The organism is Flavobacterium sp., assembly GCF_036515215.1.
GTDB lineage: Bacteria > Bacteroidota > Bacteroidia > Flavobacteriales > Flavobacteriaceae > Flavobacterium.
In genome coordinates this window covers 1-25040 of the sequence record NZ_DATBVQ010000007.1, presented here as the reverse complement: position 1 = coordinate 25040, position 25040 = coordinate 1, and the positions used below count along the sequence as shown (strand labels likewise).

At 39.1% G+C, this 25040-nt stretch carries 25 protein-coding genes; 13 read left to right on the top strand and 12 right to left on the bottom strand.

Annotated features, from left to right (window positions below; all coding sequences use genetic code 11):
• Positions 1-3 precede the first annotated feature (3 nt).
• The 10 genes from VIH09_RS00715 to VIH09_RS00670 form a co-directional block, all read right to left on the bottom strand.
• Positions 4-429 carry a DUF4402 domain-containing protein gene (locus tag VIH09_RS00715; RefSeq protein ID WP_331576864.1) on the bottom strand — a complete coding sequence of 142 codons (426 nt, stop codon included), beginning with the start codon at positions 427-429 and terminating at the stop codon, positions 4-6.
• Positions 430-573: 144 nt separating this feature from the next.
• The gene (locus tag VIH09_RS00710) at positions 574-1398 is read right to left on the bottom strand and encodes a hypothetical protein (protein WP_331576862.1); all 825 of its coding nucleotides are present in this window, start codon (positions 1396-1398) and stop codon (positions 574-576) included.
• Between the two features lie 203 nt (positions 1399-1601).
• On the bottom strand, positions 1602-2132 hold the full coding sequence (locus VIH09_RS00705; protein WP_331576860.1) for a DUF4402 domain-containing protein: 531 nt from the start codon (positions 2130-2132) through the stop codon (positions 1602-1604).
• A 529-nt stretch (positions 2133-2661) separates the two neighbouring features.
• Positions 2662-3195 (bottom strand): DUF4402 domain-containing protein, encoded by a 534-nt coding sequence (locus VIH09_RS00700; protein ID WP_331576856.1) that lies wholly within the window; start codon positions 3193-3195, stop codon positions 2662-2664.
• Positions 3196-3904: 709 nt separating this feature from the next.
• Complete coding sequence (locus tag VIH09_RS00695; RefSeq protein WP_331576854.1) at positions 3905-6745, bottom strand: hypothetical protein; 2841 nt, start codon at positions 6743-6745, stop codon at positions 3905-3907.
• Between the two features lie 443 nt (positions 6746-7188).
• Positions 7189-8253, bottom strand: a complete 1065-nt coding sequence (locus VIH09_RS00690) for a CoA transferase (RefSeq protein WP_331576852.1) — start codon at positions 8251-8253, stop codon at positions 7189-7191.
• A 27-nt stretch (positions 8254-8280) separates the two neighbouring features.
• Positions 8281-8712, bottom strand: a complete 432-nt coding sequence (locus VIH09_RS00685) for a thioesterase family protein (RefSeq protein ID WP_331576851.1) — start codon at positions 8710-8712, stop codon at positions 8281-8283.
• Entirely contained in the window at positions 8712-9884 is a 1173-nt protein-coding gene (locus tag VIH09_RS00680; RefSeq protein WP_331576849.1) for an acyl-CoA dehydrogenase family protein, read from the bottom strand. The genes VIH09_RS00685 and VIH09_RS00680 overlap by 1 nt, the downstream gene beginning before the upstream one ends.
• Before the next feature lie 30 nt (positions 9885-9914).
• On the bottom strand, positions 9915-12062 hold the full coding sequence (locus tag VIH09_RS00675; protein ID WP_331576847.1) for a 3-hydroxyacyl-CoA dehydrogenase NAD-binding domain-containing protein: 2148 nt from the start codon (positions 12060-12062) through the stop codon (positions 9915-9917).
• A gap of 57 nt (positions 12063-12119) precedes the next feature.
• Entirely contained in the window at positions 12120-13325 is a 1206-nt protein-coding gene (locus VIH09_RS00670; RefSeq protein WP_349257397.1) for an acetyl-CoA C-acetyltransferase, read from the bottom strand.
• A gap of 150 nt (positions 13326-13475) precedes the next feature.
• Here VIH09_RS00670 and VIH09_RS00665 point away from each other — a divergent pair, with 150 nt between their 5' ends.
• From VIH09_RS00665 to VIH09_RS00635, 7 genes are all read left to right on the top strand, one after another.
• Positions 13476-14132 (top strand): transglutaminase-like domain-containing protein, encoded by a 657-nt coding sequence (locus VIH09_RS00665; RefSeq protein ID WP_331576843.1) that lies wholly within the window; start codon positions 13476-13478, stop codon positions 14130-14132.
• Positions 14132-14701, top strand: a complete 570-nt coding sequence (locus tag VIH09_RS00660; protein WP_331576841.1) for a TetR/AcrR family transcriptional regulator — start codon at positions 14132-14134, stop codon at positions 14699-14701. The genes VIH09_RS00665 and VIH09_RS00660 overlap by 1 nt, the downstream gene beginning before the upstream one ends.
• 81 nt (positions 14702-14782) lie before the next feature.
• Positions 14783-15565: an RMD1 family protein gene (locus VIH09_RS00655; protein WP_331576839.1), complete on the top strand. Its 783-nt coding sequence runs from the start codon at positions 14783-14785 to the stop codon at positions 15563-15565.
• 109 nt (positions 15566-15674) lie between these two features.
• On the top strand, positions 15675-16388 hold the full coding sequence (locus VIH09_RS00650) for a GYF domain-containing protein (protein WP_331576837.1): 714 nt from the start codon (positions 15675-15677) through the stop codon (positions 16386-16388).
• Between the two features lie 654 nt (positions 16389-17042).
• Positions 17043-18056 (top strand): outer membrane beta-barrel protein, encoded by a 1014-nt coding sequence (locus VIH09_RS00645; RefSeq protein ID WP_331576835.1) that lies wholly within the window; start codon positions 17043-17045, stop codon positions 18054-18056.
• Positions 18057-18168: 112 nt separating this feature from the next.
• A complete protein-coding gene (locus VIH09_RS00640; RefSeq protein ID WP_331576833.1) occupies positions 18169-18507 on the top strand; it encodes a P-II family nitrogen regulator in 339 nt (112 codons plus the stop codon).
• 31 nt (positions 18508-18538) lie between these two features.
• Positions 18539-19744: an ammonium transporter gene (locus VIH09_RS00635; protein WP_331576831.1), complete on the top strand. Its 1206-nt coding sequence runs from the start codon at positions 18539-18541 to the stop codon at positions 19742-19744.
• Positions 19745-19837: 93 nt separating this feature from the next.
• On the opposite strand, the gene VIH09_RS00630 is transcribed toward VIH09_RS00635, so the two are convergent.
• Positions 19838-20401, bottom strand: a complete 564-nt coding sequence (locus VIH09_RS00630) for a DNA polymerase ligase N-terminal domain-containing protein (RefSeq protein ID WP_331576829.1) — start codon at positions 20399-20401, stop codon at positions 19838-19840.
• 286 nt (positions 20402-20687) lie between these two features.
• On the opposite strand from VIH09_RS00630, the gene VIH09_RS00625 reads away from it, so the two are divergent.
• Positions 20688-21776 (top strand): DUF3667 domain-containing protein, encoded by a 1089-nt coding sequence (locus tag VIH09_RS00625; RefSeq protein ID WP_331576827.1) that lies wholly within the window; start codon positions 20688-20690, stop codon positions 21774-21776.
• An 81-nt stretch (positions 21777-21857) separates the two neighbouring features.
• Here VIH09_RS00625 and VIH09_RS00620 read toward each other — a convergent pair whose 3' ends face one another.
• Positions 21858-22214 carry a hypothetical protein gene (locus VIH09_RS00620; RefSeq protein WP_331576825.1) on the bottom strand — a complete coding sequence of 119 codons (357 nt, stop codon included), beginning with the start codon at positions 22212-22214 and terminating at the stop codon, positions 21858-21860.
• Between the two features lie 306 nt (positions 22215-22520).
• On the opposite strand from VIH09_RS00620, the gene VIH09_RS00615 reads away from it, so the two are divergent.
• From VIH09_RS00615 to VIH09_RS00595, 5 genes are all read left to right on the top strand, one after another.
• Entirely contained in the window at positions 22521-22781 is a 261-nt protein-coding gene (locus VIH09_RS00615) for a heavy-metal-associated domain-containing protein (protein WP_331576823.1), read from the top strand.
• A 173-nt stretch (positions 22782-22954) separates the two neighbouring features.
• On the top strand, positions 22955-23287 hold the full coding sequence (locus VIH09_RS00610) for a metalloregulator ArsR/SmtB family transcription factor (RefSeq protein ID WP_331576821.1): 333 nt from the start codon (positions 22955-22957) through the stop codon (positions 23285-23287).
• Positions 23288-23305: 18 nt separating this feature from the next.
• Positions 23306-23776 carry a DUF6428 family protein gene (locus tag VIH09_RS00605; RefSeq protein ID WP_331576819.1) on the top strand — a complete coding sequence of 157 codons (471 nt, stop codon included), beginning with the start codon at positions 23306-23308 and terminating at the stop codon, positions 23774-23776.
• A gap of 20 nt (positions 23777-23796) precedes the next feature.
• Positions 23797-24429, top strand: a complete 633-nt coding sequence (locus VIH09_RS00600; protein ID WP_331576817.1) for a protein-tyrosine-phosphatase — start codon at positions 23797-23799, stop codon at positions 24427-24429.
• A 2-nt stretch (positions 24430-24431) separates the two neighbouring features.
• Positions 24432-25040, top strand: a 609-nt coding sequence (locus VIH09_RS00595) for an arsenic resistance protein (protein WP_414656131.1), incomplete at its 3' end; no start/stop codon positions are given.

Below are 25040 nucleotides of genomic sequence, written 5' to 3'. Positions count from 1 at the left end.
TCCCTATTCTTGATTAAAGGTAATGAAAAAAGTACCAGTATAGGTGCCCGGAATTGCTGCACCTGGGATATCAAGTGTACCCCCAACTCTTAGAAGAGTTGTGAAATCACGATTATTATTGGTGGGAAAGTACGCTCCATTAATTCCTTTTTCGGTTGGACCAATATTGAGCGTAAGAGAGCCTCCATTGCTACCTGTTAAAGTAGAAGTGGGTGAAAAATCGAGATGAACATTCCTCCCTTGAAGTAGCTTCACTTCAAAAATGGCCGGTTGCGCATAGGGTGCACCGCCCAATACTGCAATACTTCCAGTAGCAGTTCTACTTCCATCCCATCCTACTAACACACTACCACCAGCACCGCCAGTAACAACAAAGGTACCAAACTGCAGTGATTGTGTTGCATTTACTTCTATGGATCGTGTTGGCAAGGAAGGCTGTGCATAAGAATAGCCTACACAAAATAGCAGTGCAGTTATCATTATCCCTAACTTATTGGGTGTTGTTTTTGAGTTTATTGTTTTCAATGTCAATTGCTTTTTCAATCCCTGTCAACGAGAATTATCACCTATTAACTATTCAATTATTAAATCGTTTGCCGCATAGAGTATAGCCTTTCCATCACCATTATTACTGTAAGTCACTTTTAATTTTCCCTTTGGCAACGGTTTCTCGTTGGCACTATCTAATCTCAGACTGATGTTTCTCTTATTAATGCTAGTGTACACTCCTACTCCATTTAAATTAGCGATGTCATACGCTTTTCCTCTCTCAGGAACAAATCGTACCAGAATGTCACCATATAATGAAATATTGCCTGCTCGATTAATGGTGAAACTAAGTTTTTGCGTTTGATCCTGTGTTTCCACTTTTAAATCACTTATCGTCACAGTTACATTAGTTTCTCCCGTACGAATGATCACGGGAATACTCATGCCATAAATAGGAATTAGCTGAACGCTTAAACTTTTAGAATCGTTGGCTGTAGTTTTATCTCCAAGTGCCGTATAATCTTTTTCGGATCTGAAGTACAAATGGGAACGGTATTCCCCCGGCTTCATATCCGCTTTACGTCTATATTGCATGACAATTACCTGTGCTTCTTGAGGAGCCAAGGTAACCTTCCTAGGGAAAATACGTAGATATGGATCTGCAAATTGCTGCCCAGATTCTGGTTGTTCTATATCGATAAAACTCCCGTCCTCTTTCATGTCTTTCTGAACGAAGGAAACCGAATAGGTAGTCGTCTCCTTTCCCATATTAACTAAGTTAAGAGACTGTTTCTGCTTATTGCCTTCAAATACTACACGAAAGGGGGTTACCAATAAATCGCTTTGAGCATCCGCTTGAAAACTAAAAGCTAATAAAAGATTCAATAATAATAATAATCTCACTTTCATATTTATGTTTTTGGTGATTAGGTTAAATACCTAATAAATGATTTAACAAATATATGAATTTTAGTATCTGAAAAAAGGCTGTCCTAAAAGCAAGGACAGCCTCATTTGTATTTTTATAATTTTTAGATTATTTATTAATTAGCCCATGATATCATCTAATAGGAAAATGAATTCGGCTAATTTTTTATAAATCTAAACTATTTTTAGTTATAATCTACAGTTACATTATAGACTCCTGCATAAACTCCCGCTACTTGCGTACCAGTTACATTTAGAATACCACCAAGTTTAAAAGTGTCACTTCCAGTTAGAAGAGTACCTGCCGTTGTAGTGTCATCCCCTACTGAGGCCACATAAGTTTTAAGATTATCGATGGTCATGGTAGTAGTACCTGGTTCAGTAACTGTTATGCTGGTCGGTAAGCTAATTGCATAAGTTCGATCTGCAGTACCGGTAACTGTAAATTGTGGAGTACTTGGAGTAGCACCTGAAGTCATAAGCACTACACCTCCAGTAATCGTGCGCGCTGCCGTACTAGCATTAAGTGTAACGGTTCCAGCTGCAGTTAGATACATTGAACCGAATTCTAAAGTTCCAGTCGCGCTAAGAGCAATAGGCGAAGCAATTTCAGCCCCTGCAGTAGTAGCTGTAACTGTATTTGATTGAGCTATAGCACTGTTTGTAAAAAACCCTAATGTAAGGATAGATGCTACTGTAAGTAGGTTATTTTTCATGGTATTTGGTTTTAGTAGATATGGGGATATCTGTTGTAATTTTCTAGTGCAAACATATATTACAACATTGCTTCACTCCTAAAAAACTCTGTAAATGACCAAAAAATCCGATTAAGTGCATGTTTTGAAAATATAAATCCCTAATACCGAAAATTCGCACGATATTTTAAAAATATTATGCAGAAAAAACTTATAAAAAAGATATTGAAAAATCGAATTACTGATTATGGCTTCGAAGAAAAGAGTCTCTAATTCTACTTACAAATTAGAATAAAAATCATAAGTTAAATTTGTTACAGTTTAAAGTAAAACGACTACTGCATTAGATAGCTGTTAGCCCACTTTAATTGGAAGTTGAGAAACTTTGCAGGATGCCAAAGTATAAAAATTGAAATATATTATCAATTGGCGAGACAAATACTTAATTACTATCTAGTTTGAATCGATTGAAAACGATGATTGACATTAAAATAGAAAAGGCTATCCCAAAGGATAGCCGTTATATATTTCTAATCATATTAGTATTCATCTAGTTATAGTCTACAGTAACATAGTAAGTACCCGAATAAAGTCCTTCGGCTTGCTCAGAACCTATGTTTAACTTTCCCCCTAATCTAAAACTATCATCTCCGCTGCTGTTAAGCACCTTACTGATACTGTTGTTGCCTTCATTAATTGCAATATCTTCAGCCGCACCATTAAATCTAATTTTTAGCTCGTTAATAGTCATTGACGTAGATCCGGGTTCAACGACTGTGATCGATGTAGGTAGTGTAATCGAATAGCTACTGTTATATGTTCCAGATACATTAAAAACTGCATTGGAAGCAGGTTCACCGATTAAAGAACCTGAAACTCCTCCATTAAAATCACGAGCAGCATTTGCTGCAGAGAGCACAACTGATCCGGCAACTCCGGATTGTTTAGTACTAGTACCAAAATTCAATGAATTTTGCTCAGTAAGCCTCATGGGAACAATTATACTTGCCCCTGCCGATGAATTGACAGTCGCTAAGGTTTGTGCTTTACTATTTGCTGTAAAACCTATCGTAACAGTGACCAATATAAGTGTTAATAGATTTTTCATGATAATAGCATTTAGATTAATAATGGTATACTGATTCTTTTAATAAATTTACTATTCCATTAGCGACATTACCATCATTTTTGAAATTTCAATCTCTTAAATATAACAAAAAAAATCGGCAAAAGACCTAAAAATCCGATTAAGTACACAAATTAAGTTTTTATATGATAAATTTCCTACACGAATATAATGATACATCTGAATTACGGCATTTTCTATGTACTGTCAGGCTAAAATTTTGGTCGTATCATAATAAAATGAATACTTCATTCTCTTAGGTCAAACTAAACAAGAACCATGAGAGTTTTCCAAAATAGAGGCGTAACTATTTTCGTTATCTAATTTAGACAATTAATTGAGCCATGTAATACTTAAACGCTTTTATTTCAATTATTTACAATAAAAAACTAATGTGATAATTTGCTTTTTGGCAAAAAGATTAAATCTTTAAAGTGATAGGACGTGAGATTTAAGAGATCTTGAATCCTTTCCAAAAACACTTTATATTTCACATATAAATTATATAGAGTGGAAGATAAAAATCCTTGGCTAATATAAATGAGGCAAACGCGAATTCAGTATATGAAAAAACCAATGAAGATAGTTCCACTGGTTTTTTATTCTTTTTATCTGACAATCTGATTTTAGGCCATTCACTGCTGAAACGATCGGGGCATCGATATACCTATTTTAAAGGGGTATACAAAATTTTAGTGTTCATTCGTCCTTTTTCGTTTTTAAGTCGCACCAATAGGATTTGAGTTGCCTTATTCACATTTAACATATGCACTGCTGAACCCTCCAAATCCTTTCGTAATATTAACTTGCCCGAAACATCAAATACTGTAACTTCTGTCTGGACATCTACTGCTTTTAAGTCGACAGCCAGATGACTTCCGTCCATGTAAACCATTGCGGTTAATTCCTTATCTATTGCGGTATCCGCTTCCGAAAAATGCAATACGAAACGACTGGAACCATTTTTTTCCAATGCTTTGAACCTATAAACGGTAGAAGGATTGATGGCGGTAGTTATTTTCGAAAAACGGTCCTCCAATTGCACAAAGTCGAATTCTTTTGAATCAAAATTGAATGCCAAGTTGTAAAACCCGTCCTTTCCTGCCTTAAATTCCAACGGCACCGACTTGTTTTCTGCAGTATCAGTCATATACCGAACAGAGTAATCCTCCTTGTTTGAACTCATATACAGACTAGGAGCGGTAGCCACATGACTAAACAGTTTCGAGGCCCCTTGCTTGCTGTCAGAATAACCAAACTGGATTAGCGCTTCATCGGCTCCTGAGCCTTCTTCTGATTGAACGCTAAGTCGGATCACGCCATTTTTGATTCCCGCATTTTTAAACCAATTTCCGGCACCAGTGTGAACACGAACGGCATTGTCAAATCCCAAGTTACCGTCACCGGAAGCCTTTATAAAATAACCTTGCATGGGTGCTAGATACCTATTGATGGAATTGGTTCCAACTCCCGATGCGGAATTAAAAACGCCATAGTTGTTCGCCGTAGGGTTCCAGACCCACATATCGTGACCACCCACACTGTTTTCCAATTTGGTTCGATCCCAGCCCGAAGAAGCCTGCCAATCGACCGAAGAAGGATAAGGGTTCCCGACAAGGTTAAACGCCCTGTCAGGATCTAACGGGTCAGTAATTGTGCTCGTAATTGGATAATTTATTGGCCCATTATTCAAATCTCCCAAAAACTCCTTGGTGGGATTTACCGCTTGAACCGAATAAAGATAGCCGCGCCCAACGGAAAAATCAATTCCGGGATGCACCGAGTTCCATCCCATTGGAGTAACATCTAATTTGTATTTAAAACTGAAGGATGGTTCATCCCACAGATACAAATCATAACCTGTCCCCGTAGCAGGATTTCCAGTTCCATAACTACCTACCGGCAACCATGAACCACTGATGCCCTGATTAAATACAGGCGAAGAAAGAAAATGCCAGCCTTCTACGGGACCGCTAATATAGCGTTGTACGGTGGCAGGAATATTATCCGAATTATGCATTAGTGAGGCTGTTCCGGTCGCGTCTGATTGCAGCACGAGTCCAGATGTCCCGGCATTGTTGGTAATTGTTCCTGTTACTGAAAGCTCCTTTCCTGCAGACACTTCTAATTTTTTTGATGCATTTATTGTAAGGGTACCCGAAACAAGGATATTATTGTCTTGTACGACGCCTATTGCATTATCAATCGTCAAATTACTGGCTGCACTTAATCCGTTTCCAGTTCGTTGCGCTACGATTCCATTATAAGTAAAGTTGGCAGTTGCGCTATATGTTTTTGTGCCGGTAAGTTGAATGTTTCCGGTTCCCGCTGTTGTCGATAAACCCTGTGGATGCGCGGTAATGATTCCGGCGCCTGAATTTAGGACAAAACTTCCGCTCCCGTTAATAATACCGGTTCCCAAATCTAATGTTGCCCCAGTATTACACTGAAATGTCCCTGAGGTGGTTATTGTACCGGCGTTAAGTATTTTACCATCAACAGAAAGATCAATACCAGTACCGTCATCTATGGTCCATGTTATGCCACTATTAACTGTTACCTGACCTCCTAGCTCAACTATGCATTGATCAATTGTGGCTGCAGCGGTTACCGTTACGGTATGACCATTTCGAATGGTGATTGTATTCTCGTCTGATGTTGGAAGTAAAAGGGGAGCCACACCTGTTAATGCTTCCCATATTGAACCATTAAAACGCTGCCATGTGGCAAGTGAATTCCAGTTTCCAGAAGCGATAGACCTGTAATCAGACGGTGTATATACGGTTGCCACGATAGCTGTTCTCATTGTTGTTGTACATCCATTAACTGTGGTAGCATCTACATAGTATGTTGTGGTTGTTGAAATGGGCAGAGTTGTAAAACTGCTTCCAGTTCCGAGTGAGCCCCCAGCTGTTGCGGCAGCATACCAGTTGATGGTTCCAGTTGAAGCGTCGGCTCCTAATACTACGGTTCCTGTCCCTGTTCTTGACCCTGATGTCGTGCCCGTAATTGTGGGTAAAGCTGTGATTGTAAAGGGATTATTTGACGCTCCTGCTCCAGTGACAGCATCAAAAGTAGGCCCCGTTGACCCCACCGCAATCCTATACCCGGCTCCGAAAATTGTACTGGCAGGAATAGTAACTATTTGTTGGATGCCCGAATTTTTAGTGTCGTTGCCACCAGCATATGGGAAGCTTGTATTCGTAAATCTATTAATTTCGGTCCAACCAGCCGTACCAGTTGGATCACTTAAGTAAACAATATATGTAGTACCGCTATCATAATAATTTTTAGTCCCCTTCCCATTATATGTATCAAACGTTACTGTTACGTCTGACCCAGCACATACCGGAGTAACCAATACATCTGTAACACTTATCGATTGAGCTTGTACGGCAGATTGCGACAGAAAAATCAATAAAAAAAGTGTAAACCCAATTTGTAACCCTTTTCTCTTATTCGAAAAAGACACGAGATATGATAAAATGTTTTTACTAATTAACTGCATTGATAAGGGGCTATGTTTTTTATTTGGTTGATTCCTTAAGTTTTAAACAGAGGTATCAAAAAATTATTTCTTTTCCCAATAAATAATTCAGTATAGTAAAATTGAGCTGTTTTATTTCAAAACAAACATTTAATACTGCTGAAAACAATCGAATAAATTAAGTTTCAACTGTTAAATTATTGAAACCACTATTTTTAGGAAAATTTAGACAAATATATAAATAAAAGCCCTTTATACTGAGCTTTATCACAAGAATCGGCTTAACTGATGTAATATGTTTGATTACAAGTTCTTAAAGACCATTAATATTAACATCCTTTTGAAATGTTTAACCCAAAATTTCATAATTAAAATTTGAATATTAGCTTTTTTCAAACTGATTGAAAGTTTATTTCCTTTTTATACAATCATTAAAAGCCATTATCATTTTAATATAAAAACAATCACAAACCCGAATAGGTTTTATAAGGTTTGTTATAAATTTTTATAATTTTTTCATCAATCTCCACATCCTGAAAAATGGCCCTGTCTTTCGTTTGTTTCTGATCATACACCTCTGCTGTATCAAGTATCGGTGAAAGGCATACATCAAAATCTACCGACTTATTGATCCATTCGTCCCGCGTTTTTGTCTTAAACAATTCTTCGAGTTTCCGTTTGTCAAAAACCCCGGCTATGAGATCCGTGTTTTTATCCGTTTTCCATGAAGGTTGGACTACCATGTCACAGAAAGAATTCCAAAATTTCAATTCCAAGGCCCCCAAAGCGATCCACTTTCTATCGGCACATTCGTACACGTTGTAATTGACCATAAGGCCACTCAGAAAAGGAGTTTGCGCATAATCTTCATTTCCCTGCAACATCCCTTGGGCTATCGCGCCAACGGCGAGTGTGGCATCAAACAGGGAAACATCTATATATTGCGCTTTCTGCTGCATCCGTTGTGCCAGCAAACCGGTAGTGCAGGCGGCAACCAGCATAAACGAACCGCCCGCGATATCCGCGACCTGAAATCCGGGAATTACGGGTTTCCCGTTTTCATCCCTGTTCATACTTAATAAACCGGTTTCTGCCATATAATTTAAATCATGGCCCGCGGCGCCTTTTTTATCACCGGTTTGCCCGTAACCCGTTACCGAAACATACACTATATCAGGGTTGATTTTCTTTACCGTTTCAAACGACAGATTAAATCCTTCCATTGCCCCGGGACGAAACTGTTCGACCAAAACATCGGCCGTTCGTATCTGTTCAACAATCTGCCGGTAACCCTCCGCGGTTTCATAATCCACCACTATCTGCTTTTTGAAATGATTAAGTGTATGGAATAAGGTCGAAACCCCATTAATCTGCGGCTGGTAAAAACGGCTGTAATCCATGCGTTTCGGACTCTCGATTTTTATAACCTCGGCACCCATCTGACTCAGCATATGGGTGCCCAGAGGGCCGGGCAATAAACGGCTGAAATCTAAAACTTTTATTCCTTGTAATGGCAAAATTTCCTTCATAGGATTTCAATTATGGGTTACAAAAAATCACATGCCTTCCAGCTTGTTAATTTCAAGAATCAGTTCTTTTGGGACAGCGATTTTCATTTGGGTTTTGTAATCAAAAGGGATCACTTCCTGTGTTTTGATGGCCACCAACCTCCCCATCTTTTCACTGTAATAAAAGGACTTCAGCACAATCCTGTCGGCCTTTATTTCCTCGATTTTGGTTCCTATCTGGATCGTGTCGGGATATACCACAGGGATAATATACTTAACCGACTGAAAACCTAAAATGGGAGCGAATGTACTTTGCTTCTTTTCAGACGAAAATACGCCAAGCGCTATAAAATAATCAATCCGGGCCATTTCGCCCCATTTGACATAGACCACATTATTAACGTGTTGCATCGCATCCATATCGCCCCATTGCACCTTTGCCGTTGATACGACCTTGTATTCTTTTAATAGTTCTTCCATTATTTTAACATGTCTTTAAATAACCCACGTGCTATTAGTATTTTCATGATTTCATTGGTTCCGGCATAGATTCGGGCCACACGATTATCGGCATACATTCTGGCAATTGGGTAATCCCACATGTACCCATAACCGCCAAAGAGCTGCAAGCATTCATCAACCACATTCCCGCACATGTCCGTTGCCGAGTATTTAATCATCGAAGCGCTTTCTGTAGTTAGTTTATGATCCACCAACAACTCGATGCATCGATCCAGAAAGGCCTGATGTATTTGCATTTGCGTGCTGCACTCCGCCAATTTAAACTGCGTATTTTGAAACCCGGCGATAGGTGTTTTAAAAGCGGTACGTTGCGTCGTGTAAGCGACTGTGTTTTCGATGGCGCCTTCGGCACTCGCAACAGCAGAAATACCTACCGTCAGTCGTTCTCGGGCCAATTCTTTCATCATAATTTTGAACCCCATTTTTTCGTCACCAAGCCGGTTTTCCTTAGGCACTTTTACGTTATCGAAGAACAGCTCTGCAGTATCCTGGGACTTCATTCCGATTTTTTTAAATGGAATCCCTTTATTGAAACCCTCCATTGCTGATTCCATAATAAGCAGGGTAACCCCCTCGTCTTCGGTATTTGGATTCGTTTTTACGGCCACAATCGCCATATCACACATAAAGCCATTGGTGATAAAGGTTTTTTGCCCATTCACTAAATAGTGATCCCCTTTATCTTCCGCCGTTGTGCGGAGGGCTTTCAAGTCACTTCCGCAATTGGGCTCAGTCATTCCTATCGCGGTGATGAATTCCCCTTTGGCCATTAGCGGCAAAAACTTTTGCTTTTGGGCTTCGGTTCCATAATTCAATAAATAAGGCGCTACAATATCGGAATGCAGCGAAAAACCGGGACCACTTATCCCCTTTTTCGCAAATTCTTCGATGAACAGGGCATTGAAGGTGAAGTCCAGTCCCCCGCCTCCGTACATTTCCGGCATGTCAATACACAACAACCCCAATTCTCCGGCCCTTTTCCATATCTCGCGGCTTACCATACCGTTTTTCTCCCATTCATCTATCTGATCCAAAACTTCATTTGCAATGAATTCCTGAATCATGGCTTTCATCATTTGATGTTCTTCCGAGGCGTAAATCTTTCGTTCCAATAATATGTTTTGTAGCATTTTGTTTTATTGTTTATAGTTAATATTCTTTTAATTATCGTAGAAAACGCGACCGCTTCCCGCTTTTTCAATCCGTTCTCTTAAACTTTTCGGCAAGGCAAATCGATCCCCATATTTAAGCGCGAGTTTTTCGCTGTATAAAGCAAATTCAGCTGCTCCCACATAATCGATGTATGACATCACACCCCCAGTGTGGATGGGAAATCCCAATCCCAAAATGGAACCAACATCAGCGTCTTTAGGCTCTCGAATTACGCCTGAATCTAAACATTTATACGAATCGATAACCATCGCAAACAGCAATCTCTTCCCCACTTCTTCCTCATCAAAACTGCTTTGCGGTGGATAAATGGTTGCCCATTCTTTCCAAATTAATTTTTTCCCTTCTTTAGGATAATCATAAAAACCCTGGGCTTCCTTTTTGCCGGTTCTGTGATGAACTTCGATAATGTTCGCCAATGTCTCTTTCAATTGGGTTTCATGAGCTGTTAAATTCGGGTCCTCGCCCATAATCGCGAGCATCAATTGTAAATTAACCTCGTCCGAAACAGCCAAAGGTCCCACCGGCATCCCTATTTTTTTGGCCACATTTTCAATAACCGCTGGGGAAATCCCTTCGGTCAGCATTGTAATTCCTTCATTTATATATTTCCCGAATACTCTTGATGTGAAAAACCCTCGGCCATCGTTCACTATTATCGGCACTTTCCTGATTGAGGTGACATAGTCAATAGCTGCCGCCAATGTTTTATCACTCGTTTCTTTACCTACAATAACTTCTACCAATGGCATTTTTTCGACTGGAGAAAAGAAATGCAATCCTATAAATTTATCTGATTTGGTCGATGCTTTCGCAAGTTGCGATATGGGTATCGTTGAAGTATTGGATGCATAGATGACTTCGTTTTTAATCACTTTTTCAATTGCAATGGTCACTTGATTTTTAAGTTTTTCGTTTTCAAAAACGGCTTCAATAATCAAATCGCAACTCGCCAAATCAGTATCTGAATCAGACGGCTGAATTTTCTGAAGCAAGGCGTCTATTTTAGCTTCAGTTGTAAATCCATTTTCTAGCTTTTTCTGTTCCTGTGCTTTTACATAGTCTTTCCCATTTTCTGCTTTTGACAGACTCATGTCTTTCAGAACGACCTCTATACCGGCTTTGGCATTTACATAAGCAATGCCTGCCCCCATCATTCCCGCTCCTATAACACCCACTTTTTTGAAAGAAACGTTGTCGTACCCTTTTGGCTTTGATTTGCCTTTGGCCGCATCATTGATAAACAAGAAGGAAGCCCGAATTATATTTTTGGTCTCCTTACTGAATAAGGTATCCACAAAATACCTCGCCTCGATTTCCAACGCTTTGTCGATGTGGCAAGCAGCACCATAATAAATGGCGCTTAACACGTTTTTAATATGCGGAAAATTTCCGTGCGTCGTTTTGTAAGCCATTGCATTGGCGACACTAAAGAACTCGCTGATGCCAGAGACCTGTCCTACACCCAACGGGGTTCCCGGAACTTTAAATCTTTTATTATCCCAAGGCTGCTCCGTTGTTCCGGTATTTAGTATCCAGTTTTTAGCCAGGGAACTGATGTCTTCTTCTGGCGTACAAACCGCATCGACAAGCCCGTCTTTCAGTGCTTGCTCTGCCGTTAATTTTTTGGATTGTGTAATATATTGGATTGTTTTTTCCGGCCCGATCATTCTCAAAAAGCGTTGTGTCCCTCCTGCTCCAGGAAATAGACCTACCGAGCATTCCACTAATCCAATGTGGCTTTTGGGATGATTGGCCATAATTCTGTGATGGCATGCCAAAGCTACTTCACAACCACCACCAAGTGCCAGTCCATTTATGGCAACCACAACCGGCTTGCCGCAGGTTTCCATCTCCCTTAGACGGGTATTGGTCTGCATCAGCATATCAAAACATTCTCGTTTGGATTTGTCGTAATTTAAAAACCACTTTAAATCGCCGCCGGCTATAAAATCCTTTTTGGCAGAATTAATGACAATCCCTTTTACCGCATCGTCATCTATGGCTCTTTTTATGGTTGAAAAAAACTCCGCCATCGTATGTTCGTTCATGATGTTGACGGGCGAATCTGCCACATCCCAGGTGACAAATGCAATCCCGTCATTGTCAACACTATATTTTATATGTTTCCCATTCATATCTTTACTATTTATTTTTTTTATCGGTCCCATGCGATTTGCATATCAACATGCGTGTTAAATGCGCTCAATGATTGTCGCAATTCCCATTCCGCCTCCCACACATAGTGTCGCCAAAGCCGTACTTTTATTTTGGCGCTCCAATTCGTCCAGCGCGGTTCCTAAAATCATGCAACCTGTCGCCCCTAAAGGATGCCCCATGGCAATTGCGCCTCCATTGACGTTTACTATGGAATGGTCTACCTTCAGATGGTCCATCAGGCGCAAGGGAACCACCGCAAAGGCTTCGTTAACCTCAAAAATATCAATATCCCCAACGCTCATTTTGGCCTTTCGCAACGCTTTTTTAGTAGCTGGAATTGGTCCTTCCAGCATGATCAGCGGTTCACTGCCAATTACGGCACCCATTCTTATTATCGCTCTTGGCTTGAGGCCCAATTTTTCTCCAATTTCTTTGGAACCAATTAACATTAATGATGCGCCGTCAACAATTCCGGACGAATTACCGGCATGATGCACATGATTGATTCTTTCAATCTCCAAGTATTTATCGATGGCCGTTTGGTCAAACAGCATATCCCCCATCTTCTCAAAAGCGGGTGATAAACCGGATAGGATTTGTAAAGTGGTATGTTCCCTTATGTATTCATCCTGCGCCAAATGGGTCAAACCATTGACGTCCGTTACGGGGATGATTGACTTATCAAAAAATCCGTTTTTTTGGGCAGTCGCTGCCCGTTTCTGTGAAGCTACGGCGAAGCTGTCTACATCGTTGCGCGAATAGCCAAACTTGGTGGCTATCAAATCGGCAGAAATACCTTGTGGCACGAATTTCCCAAAAGCGGCTTCGGGTTCCATTACCCATGCAGAACCGTCCAAACCCATAGGCACGCGTGACATGGATTCCACGCCGCCCGCAATAATCAGGTCGGACCATCCTGATTTAACCATCGCGGCCGCCTTATTGATGGCCTCAAGGCCCGAGGCGCAATACCGGTTTAAAGAAACTGCCGATAAGTGGTCCCCGTAATTGGAGCACTGGGCCGCAACTTTCGCGACATTCCCTCCTTGTTCCCCAATCTGGGTAACACAACCCACTATTAAATCCTCGACTAGGGTCGTGTCTAAATTATTTCTATCCCGTAAAGCGTTCAGTAAAGTCGTCAGTAACTGAACTGGACTAACCTCTGCCAAAGAACCATTGCCTTTCCCGATTCCCCTTGGCGTTCTCACCGAGTCATAGATATATGCTTCCATATTTATGTGTTAAAGTTACCGTACGGTAACATTTATTGAAAAAATGTTACCATACGGTAACAAATATAGTTTTATTTATTTAATTTTGAATAATTATTATAACTAATTAAAGTCTTAATATTGCAAATGGCCATAAGCTTACTTTTTTAATTCCATATGAAACTATACACCGACGAAACATTTCATTTCGACTTGTCAAATGAAAAAATACAAAGCGCAGTTACCTTCCTAAATAGTGAGGGCCCGTTAACGGACAAGGAGTTCGCAAAAAAAGCCTATCTGTACGTACGCGATAACTGGCCCTACTACCCCTACCGATTCAGTTTAGTAAATGAAGATTGGAAAGCGTCGGAATTAATAGGACACAAAAGAGGACACTGTATAGACAAAGTGGTGATTTTGATCGCGATTCTGAGGGCGGCCCACATACCGGCCAGATTGGGATTGGCGAAAGTAAAGAACCACATCGCAGTGGATCAGATTGTCGAAAAATTTGGCTCAGACGTGTTGGTTCCGCACGGATACATAGAAATTTACCTAGATTCCAAATGGATCAAGGCCACCCCCGCTTTCAACAAAGAATTGTGCAAGCTACTGAACGTTCATCCGCTTGAATTTGACGGCGAGACCGACTCGGTCTTCCAGGAATTCGACCAAACCGGGAGTCAAGTTTTCATGGAGTATCTGGAGGATTACGGAACTTTTAATGAAGTACCGCTTCCATTTATGTTTGAATTGATGAAAGAACATTATCCCAGAATAAAGGAAACGGGAATCGCTTTGGGGAGCGTTTTAAACCTAGACAAATTATAATGAAAAAAGACAGAGCCGCAACAGAAGAAAAAATCTACTCAGCCTTTTTGGACATCCTTAAAAAAAAGGGACCGCAAGGCGTTGGTATTAATGCAATTGCAAAAGAGGCCGGCGTGTCAAAGGCGCTAATCTATCGTTATTTTGGCGGAATGAAAGGTTTGCTACTGACTTTTGCCCAAAAAGGGGATTTTTTTAAATCTCTTTTGGCAATCGATGAAAAAAAAGACAACCTTGAAAATTTAAAAAGTTTCATCAAAGAAGGGACTAAAGAACTTCGAGAAAACGTTTTAACGCAGGAAATTTTACGCTGGCAGCTAATTGAAAATAACGAGGACACCAAAAGCCTTTTTAAGTACTTCAACTCACAAGTTGGAAAAACATTTGCAATAGACGAAAAAGACAAAACGCTTAATGCCGCTTTTCAGCTGCAGTTGGGCGGATATGTGTATTTTACCTTACTGTCAAAGTTTAATAAAACATTTATCGCCACCGATTTGACATCAGAAACTACTTGGGAGAATTTTGATGAAGCGATTGCGAAAACAATAGAAATGTTCAGTAAACGATGAATTTTTGGTAGCCCTCAAGTGAAAAACTTACTTCAGTACTAATGCCATTTTTCTTAAATTTGCATATCAAATCATCTGGTTATGGAAATTCGAATAGAAGCGGTTCAAATTGCCGAATCCTTCAATATCAAAAAATTTCGAGGAGACTTTCGTGCTGAAGTAGATTCAGGTTCCGCTTCCGAGGTCTTTTATGCAATGGAAGCTGCGGGCCGCTATTTGTATGTTTTTGACTATGGCGTGGTGGTTTTTGCCAATTATGATGCCTTAGCGAAAAGCGAACTGTTGGGTTTTTTAAAAAATTATGCAACCACGCTTGTGGATTTGGACCTGTTTGAGGAATACCGGATAAAAACTGATGAAAAATTACAAAAAGTCTCCGTAAAAAATAGTTTTGTGGCCGTACCCCAAATAGACTCTGCCATTATACGTATCGTAATGCTTAATATCGGACAGTCGGTGGCACTTGAATATTATGAAAAACTCACTGACGAACTCATTACCTCTTCCAAACATTTTATTCTGCAATTGGAACAGTACGGAAAAATCAACATTTCAAAGACCAATTTACTCAAATACATCGGTCGCGTGCTGAATGTTAAAAACAGTATCGTGGACAATTTATACATTTTGGACGACCCAAACCTAGTTTGGGACAATGAAGAACTTAATCTTCTAAACCGACAGCTTAAGTCTAATTTCGATATCAATACCCGTTTCAAAGATCTCGACTATCGCCTTCAAATCGTGGAAAATAATCTAACTCTTTTCACCGATGTATTAAACGTGCGGGAAAGTTCCCGCCTCGAGTGGATTATCATCATCCTAATCGCTATCGAAATAGTGCTGGCCACATTTTTTCATTGAACAAAAATGAAATTATGCATTTAACGGAATAGAAGCTTATAAATGGAATTCTTTTGTATTTTTGAAGCTTTAGAACAAGTTAAGACACCAATAATTATTATCCTTATAAATGAAAACCTATTACCTACACGACGGAAATGAAAATAAGGGTCCTTTTGACCTCCAAGAATTAAAGTCAAAGAACATAACAAGGATGACACCCGTTTGGTGTTCAGGAATGGACGACTGGAAAACAGCGGGAGAAGTAGAGGAGTTAAAAGGTATTCTGGCTACGGTTCCTCCTCCCATAAAACCTTTCATAACATTTCCTTCAAAAGAGAAAAATAAAGGCAGCTTTCAAAAAATTTTGGGACTTAGCAGAAACAACTTCTTTCTGGCTACCGGAGCGTTGGTTTTATTTATTGGATTGTTAGTCACTAATCATCTGCAAGAAAGCAGAAAAAATAAATTAGAACAAAAGAACAATCAAACCGAAAAAAACAACGAGCAATACCAGCTGCAACAAAAGGAAATTCAGGAGCAAAAAAAGCGCATTGCCGAGCAGGAGAGCCTAGAAATGGAGAGAGCTGCGAAAGAGCAGAAACAGTCCCTAAATAATCGAATATCAGAAATTAAAAATTCAATCACTGTCAATTATTCTAACTTAAGAAAAGCAAAAGACGAATTAACCGATGCTTCAGACTTTCAATTTTTAAGGACGACCGACCAAAGAATTGAAGACATAGATTCAGCACAAAACAACATCGCATATTTGAAAAATGAAATTGCAGCTTTGGAAAATGAATTAGATCTTTTATATCTAAAATTGGAAAAAATCCGCTGATCCAAAACATCTTTTTCTTTCATAAAAAATGCTTTCAACTTTCGACAGCAAAAATTCAAACTGAAAAGTCATATTTTAAAATAAATCTCAATTTCTATCCATCAAAACCATCACTTCGCTTGATGGTTTTTTTTATGCCTTTTTTTGACGCACAATATTTTCAACAAACAAAAAATATTTTTGCTTTTCAACAAGAACAAAAATAAACTAAAACCTTACTACCCCCATGGTTTTTAATGTTTCTGTATTAAAAACACCAAAAACAAACTCAAAAACACTCTGTATTTATATTTTTATAATTTAACCCCTAAATAAAAAAGGGGTGTACTTAAAAATACCCATTATGGATATTGTGATTTTTTCGATTGAAATTACAGATTCCGTATTATTTTCCAATGATTTTTACTAATCGATAATTCCGCAGCGTTTTCGTCAAAAAGTCAAATTATATTTATTTTTCTCGAATAAAAGTTGATAAATTCGCCCCAATAAACAACAAATAGAGATATAAACGCAAAGACAGAGAGGGTGTTTTTCGGTTTAGTCGTTTATTTCTTTTTGAGGGAAAAATCAATTATTAAAATTCTAAAGATGAACAAACGCAGCAACAAACTAACAACAGAAACCAATCAATTAACCAAAACTAGATTAAGCATGAAAAAAGTAATATTAAGTTTAGCATTAGCGCTAACAGCCACTATGGCATTCGCACAAGACACACCATTGGAAATTTCAGGTTCAGGTGACCTTTATTACAAGTATGATTTTTCTAAAACGGCAAACATTCCAACAAGTTTTGCTTCTGACCAAAATTCCCTTTCCTTGGGTATGATTGATATTGCATTGAAAAAAACTACGGGCAAAACCTCTTTTGTAGGTGAAATATCTTTTGGACCTAGAGGCCAATTCCAATCCATTTTGAACTCAGACGGAACCTACGATGAATTGGGTGCTAACTCATTCCACATTCAAAACTTATATGCCACTTATGCAGCTACCGAAAAATTAAGTTTTACGGCTGGCTTTATGGGAACATTTATAGGATATGAGGTGATTTCTCCATTAGCGAATTTCCACTACTCGACTTCCTATCTGTTCACCAATGGGCCATTCCAAAATGCAGGTATAAAAGCAAATTATGCTATATCTGACAAAGTAGGTTTAATGGTGGGCGCATTTAACGATGCCTGGAATTCATACACTGCAGATGCATTTAAAGGTTTAAATGCCGTTGGAGCGCAATTGTCATTAGCACCAACCGAAAACATAAATGCTTACATCAACTTTATGGACGGTTCCGTAAGCGGTACGATTGTCGACTTGACGGCAACGTTCAAGCTTTCGGACAAATTTTTACTAGGTCTGAATGCCGCCGATTACTCAAACGAAGGCGATGTTGGTTATTCAGGTGTTGCCGTGTACCCATCATATAAGGTAAACGAACACTTTGGTCTAGGCTTGCGTGGGGAGTATTTTGATTATAAGGAAGGTTCTGGAGACGCATCAGTTACTGCGTTAACGTTCTCCGCAAATTTAAAGTCCGGAGGCTTAACGTTCATCCCTGAGTTTAGATTGGATAATGGTTCTGAGGAATATTTTGTAAACTCTGATGGGGCACCAACTAAATCTGCTTCACAACTATCTTTAGCACTAGTTTACGGTTTCTAATACAACCAAAATACTTTAGGTTTCCTTATGTAAACCCAAACTTATTTGATCATTAAAAATCAGAGAGAGAAAATTTATTCTCCAAAAATCAAGTTTAAAAAACAATTTTATTATGAAAAAAATCGAAGCTGTTATTCGAAAGTCAAAATTTGATGATGTTAAAAAAGCATTGCATCAAATCGAAGTCAATTTCTTTAGCTATTGGGATGTCACCGGCGTGGGCAATGAAAAGGAAGGTCATGTGTACAGGGGAATAACCTACAGTACCACAGACATCCAACGAAGGTATATATCTATAGTGGTTACGGATCCATTTTTAGAAAAAACTGTTGAGGCAATCCTGGAATCCGCTTATACAGGAATGGTAGGTGACGGTAAAATATTCGTTTCTGACATACAAGAAACCTATAGAATCAGGACCAAAGAAAAGGGAACCGACGCTGTCAACTAACTCACTAACAAACTAATAAAAAAAATATATTATGGATACGAATGCTGCAATGGACTTAATGTGGGTGTTACTCGCCGGATGTTTAGTGTTTTTTATGCAAGCCGGGTTTACACTGGTAGAAACGGGCTTTACCAGATCAAAAAACACTGGGAATATTATAATGAAAAATTTAATGGATTTCTGTATCGGAAGTCTCGCTTTTTGGGCGGTAGGATATTCCTTGATGTATGGGGAATCGATAGGAGGTTTGATAGGAGATGTTGATCAGTACTCTTTTTTTGACAGTCTTCCGGACATGCATAGCTTGTTCTTTCAAACCGTATTTGCCGCAACTGCCGCAACTATCGTTTCCGGGGCCATTGCCGAAAGAACAAAATTCACTACTTATTTAATATTCTCCTTATTGATGACATTAATCATCTACCCAATTTCAGGTAGCTGGGTTTGGAACGCAGGAGGCTGGCTTGCTAAAATGGGCTTTACTGATTTCGCAGGCTCAACGGTAGTTCACGCTGTTGGAGGATTTGCTTCTTTAGTGGCGGCAGCAATGGTTGGACCTAGGATTGGAAAATATACAGACGGAAAGTCAAATGCCATACCTGGTCATAATTTAATGATTGGTGCTCTAGGGGTATTCATCTTATGGTTAGGCTGGTTTGGCTTCAACCCAGGTTCACAATTAGCAATTTCAGGAGATAATGCTTTTAAAGTTGCAGCGATTTTCATTACAACTAATCTGGCGGGTGCAGCAGGTGCTTTAGCAGCTATGTTCTTAACTTGGATATTTTACAAAAAACCGGATATTTCAATGACTTTAAATGGTGTTTTGGCAGGATTGGTTGGTGTAACTGCGGGATGTGCTGCCGTCAGCCCGGCAGGAGCATTAGTTATAGGACTAATCTGTGGAATCGTAGTGGTGTTCTCTATTGAATTTATAGACAAAAAATTAAAAATTGATGATCCGGTTGGTGCCATATCCGTTCACGGAGTATGTGGAGCATTAGGAACCATATTAGTTGGAGTTTTTGCAACTGATGGCGGACTGCTATATGGTGGCGGATTCGACAAACTAATTGTACAAATTACCGGTGTTGCTGCAATTGTGGCTTGGGCACTTGCTGCGTCTTTTATCGTATTGTTTCTCTTAAAGAAAACAATGGGATTAAGAGTTACCAAAGAAGAAGAGATAGATGGATTAGATATTCATGAACATGGTACAAATGTGTACAACTCTTAGTAATAACCGGGACTGAAAACCATCATGGAATTAAGAACCGAAACCTGCAACATCTCATGTGTTGTGGGTTTTGGCTTTTATGGGAAACATTCATCAAACCAAATCTTCCAACGTTCGACTGGAAATCACAGATTTATCTTGTAACAACACATCGTCATTTTCTGCAAAATCGTCATTTTTTTTGATCAATAACCAGGCGTTTTCCTGCTTCCCTTTCAACTTGACCAATGCAAACTCACCTTTCAGTTTGCTCCCCTTCAGAATGAAACCCAGATGCCCTTTATTTAAATCTTCTTTGAAGCTGTTCCCGTTCTTATCCGAATCCTCAGCCAAAGTGTAGATCCCCCTATCCCAAACAATCACTTTACCCGCACCATAATTCCCCTCGGGAATGACTCCCTCAAAATCTTTATAGTCGTAGGGATGGTCTTCAACCATGATTGCAAGCCTTTTGTCAGCCGGATTCATGGACGGCCCTTTCGGTATGGCCCAGCTTTTTAAAACCCCATCCATTTCCAAACGAAAATCGTAATGCAAATGGGATGCTGCATGTTTTTGAACCACGAAAATCAATTCTCCACCAGTCTTCTCCATTTCGCCTTTTGGTTCATTGGAGGAATTAAAATTGCGCTTTTGCGTGTATTTGTTCAATGACATAGCGCCTAGTATTTTAGTTGAAACTCCCGTAAAAGTTACGGCTTTTATTTTATTCCTCCGATTTAAAATCCGTCTTTATCGCATTCAGGAACTCAGCGAAGTCCAGACAATCGGTTTAAACTCCTGCATTTAATAAATGCTTTATATTTTAGAGCCATTTTGCACTAATGAAACTCTGCACCGCATCGTTTTAATAGTTAATTAAAGAATAAATATCGATCAAAACCAATAAAAATCATTTGAAATTTTAATAGATTTACAAACCTGAATTGATTCAAAACAACCTATGTCAAAAAATAAATTACGCGAAGATAAGAATTGTCTCAACTGCGATCATTTGGTGGAGGGAAGGTATTGTCCCAACTGCGGACAGGAAAACACGGAAAGCCGTAAGTCGTTCCATCATATATTCATCCATTTTTTTGAAGACCTAACGCATTATGAAAACTCCTTCTGGAGGACAATATTTTACTTGTTCTTTAAGCCGGCGGTGCTGACCACGGCATATATGTCCGGAAAGCGTTTGTCATTTTTAGCGCCGGTACGATTGTATATTTTTATCAGTTTTGCCACATTTTTGACCATATCGCTGTTTCCAAGCGAAACCACAAACAAAGAGGAAGCCTTGACAGTAAAGGAAAATAGTACAGAACTGGTAATTCCGACGATCGATTCTTTGCATATTGAGGAGAAAAGCGTGCACGGTTTGACTAAGGTGGGGATTCTTTCGCAAAAAAACACTGACACAATAATAAAAATCTTACAGCAGACTGACGAAATTGACAGTACAAAAGCCAACAAAAAAGAGGCAGCTGATTTTGGTTATGAATCCGTAACCGAACTGGATTCCATACAAAAACATGGCGACAAGGAAATAAAGGTAAGCAAAACGGAGTATTGGTTTTTGAAGAAATGGCTCGCCGTAAAAGAAGAAAACACAAACGAGCAAATTGTAAAAAAGTTCACCTATTCATTCACCAGTAACATTCCAAAGGTCTTGTTTTTATATATGCCCGTTTTTGCATTCATACTCTGGCTATTTCATGACAAGAAAAAATGGTACTATTTTGACCACGGGATTTTCACATTACATTATTTTTCCTTTTTACTTTTGTTGACCCTAACGCTCTTTCTGACTGATAAAACCATGCTCCTATTTGACCAAAATCCAACCATGGAATGGGTTCATTTTAGCATAAAATCAATCGGGTTTTTCTGGATGATTTATTACTTTTTTCCGGCGCACCGTCGCTATTATCAACATGAACTTCTAAAATCACTCTATAAAAGCAGTTTGATAATTCTGATTAATCTGGTGATTCTAGTGGTTCTTGTGGTGCTGTTTGCGCTATATACCTTTAACACAATTCACTAAAATTAAACTTACATCAATGCAAGTTGCGCTGCCGTTTTGAAAATAAACGGCAGTATCTTTTAGTGATTCCCCTCTGCCCGTTTAACCGTTGTCCTCCTCTAAATCATTGTGGTTATCGCCACCAATACTGTAATGATTGTTTTCCTCGTCCTCGCTTCCCACATGCTCCTGAGCATCATCTAATTCAGAACCGGGAATGTCCAAATCCCCGCCGGCCATATCCTCCTCAAAATTCTTTTCATTTAATTCCGTGGTATTGTTTATTTCAACGGGAATCTTCTTTTTAGTGATATCTTCCGGATTTATATCCCCCTCTTTATGAAACTTGTTGTAAATATCTTCACTTGGGGGATACAACAGAGAATCCGGCACTTTATTTTTATCTTCTACATCCTTCTTTTTAGCTTCGGGATTCGGTTTAACATTTTTCTTTTTCATCGTTTTTGTATTTTCAAATTGTTAGTTTCCAGCACACTAAGTTACTAATTTCTAAACAAAAACGGAAAATATAACTTATTTAAAATCGATGCGGCTCTTCTCTTTGGCTAGTTCATTTTGCGTCTATGCCATTTTCACAGATATTATATTGGTACAATAATTTCCAGCCAAATTTAAATTTCCACGTATTCAAAAAAAAGTAGTTCTTTTTTTACGATTTAGTCCGATAAATGATTAAATTTAAAGTAGTTAAACCTCCTTTATATTTCATCTAAAAAAACAGCAATAATCTTAAAAACTAAAACTATGGGCTTATTATCAAAAAACGTAATTCCAGGAAACCACGGCAAGACATTTGGAACGAATGCCATGAAAGATGCTGATTTATTAGAGATTAAAAACAGTATCTTAGAAATCGACGGGATAATCGATGTCATGTTGAACACCGACATTTTCCCAAGGGAATTCACCGTACACACAAACAAAATTGTGGCCGTCCATGATATTGAAAACAAGGTCAAAAAAGTCGGTTTTCACGCCGTTCCCAAAGATTCGTTCCCCTTATGAATGCTTATCCAAAAAGAATCCACATCCACTTTTAAGAACAACTTTAATTCCCTGAAATCGTTCCAATTGAATCAATATTTAGTCTGATTCAATTGGAACTTTTGCAAAAAAAAGGTACAAATATTTTTTTTGTAAACGTTTATATCGTAATATTGCAATATAAACATATAGCGATGGGAATTACTAAAACAGAACATTTCACGGAAGAACAAAACGAATTGGCTGTCCTGGCCAAAGCCATAGGGCATCCGGCGCGAATTGCCATTTTGCAACACCTCATCAAGGTAAACAGTTGCATCTGCGGCGATATTGTAAACGAACTCCCGCTTGCCCAGCCTACCGTTTCCCAGCATCTGAAAGAGTTAAAAAATGCCGGACTCATAAAAGGGAATTTTGAAGGAAACGCCATTTGCTATTGCCTGAACGAAGAAGGTTTCGATAAAATAAAAGCCTTTTTTCATCAGATCAACAACTATCTGGAAAACAAGAAAAATCAATGTTGCTAATTTTTAAATCAAAGAATCATGAAACTATCAGAAATTAAAAAACAGCTGGGTACATTAGAGAATGTTGCCTTTGTATTGCCAAACGGAACGTACGTGCCGGAACATTTTCATGTTACGGAAGTGGGCCTGATCACTAAAAACTTTATTGACTGCGGGGGCAAAGTAAGGAAAGAAACCGTGACAAATTTCCAGTTATGGGATGCCAACGATTTCGAGCACCGTTTGAAACCAAAAAAACTGTTGGATATTATCGAATTGTCCGAAAAAGTATTGGGTATGGAAGACCATGAAATCGAAGTCGAATACCAATCGGAAACCATTGGGAAATATGATTTGGGTTTTAACGGGACTGATTTTACGCTGTTAAACAAACAGACCGCTTGCTTGGCGCAAGACCAATGCGGTATTCCAGAATCAAAACAAAAGGTAAAACTTTCAGAAATACCAAGCCAAAACAACAGTTGCACCCCAGGTGGAGGCTGTTGCTAATCTAAAATCCGCTATCGAAAATGATGCCATCAAAAACTAAAATATTTTCCCAAATCGAAAAGGAGGTACTCTCGTTTCATCCGGAAGAAATTACGCAGGAGCGCAGGGCTGTTTTGCAACCGCTTATTGATTATATCCAAATCAAGGTAAGCAATCAAGAAGAAATCAGGCTTAACTTTATTTGTACCCACAATTCAAGGAGAAGTCATTTGTCACAGGCTTGGGCGCAAACAGCCGCGTCTTACTTTAACATAAGTAATGTGTTTTGCTACTCTGGTGGTACCGAAACTACCGCTTTATTCCCAATGGCAGCACAGACATTGGCAAAATCCGGATTTAAGGTGAAAAACCTCTCTGAGGGAAGTAATCCCGTTTACAGCATAAAATACACGGATAACGAACATCCCATTATTGGTTTTTCTAAAACCTATGATGACGATTTTAATCCGCAAGCTGAATTTGCTGCAATACTGACTTGTTCTAGTGCTGATATCGGTTGTCCATTTATTGCTGGTGCCGAAAAAAGAATTCCAATCACTTTTGAAGATCCAAAAGCTTTTGACAACACGCCACAGCAAGCAGAAAAATACCACGAAAGAAGCATGCAAATTGCAACTGAACTCTTTTATGCATTCTCACAAATTAAAAAATAAATATGTCGGCAAATAATTGTGCTCCCGCAGCGGAAAGAAAAAAATTAGGTTTCTTGGATAGCTATTTAACCCTTTGGATTTTTTTGGCGATGGCATTGGGAATTGCCATTGGAAATTTCATACCATCCAGTGGAAATTTCATCAACTCGTTTTCTAGCGGAACGACAAATATTCCCATAGCTATCGGACTAATATTGATGATGTATCCTCCGCTCGCAAAAGTGAAATACGAGCAAATGGGAGAAGTGTTTAAAAACACAAAAGTACTGGGGGCATCCCTTTTTCTGAATTGGGTTGTAGGGCCGATCCTTATGTTCTTTCTGGCTTTGTTTTTCCTAAACGGTTACCCTGAATACATGATCGGTGTCATCCTGATTGGATTGGCCCGTTGTATCGCCATGGTGGTCGTCTGGAACGACCTTGCAGACGGGGACAGGGAATATGCCGCTGGACTGATCGCCTTAAACAGTGTTTTCCAAGTGTTGCTTTATAGCGTTTATGCCTATATTTTCATCACGATACTCCCACCCTATTTCGGATATACCGGTTTTGAAGTCAACATCAGCATCGGGCAAATTGCCGAGAGCGTGGGCATCTATTTGGGGATTCCT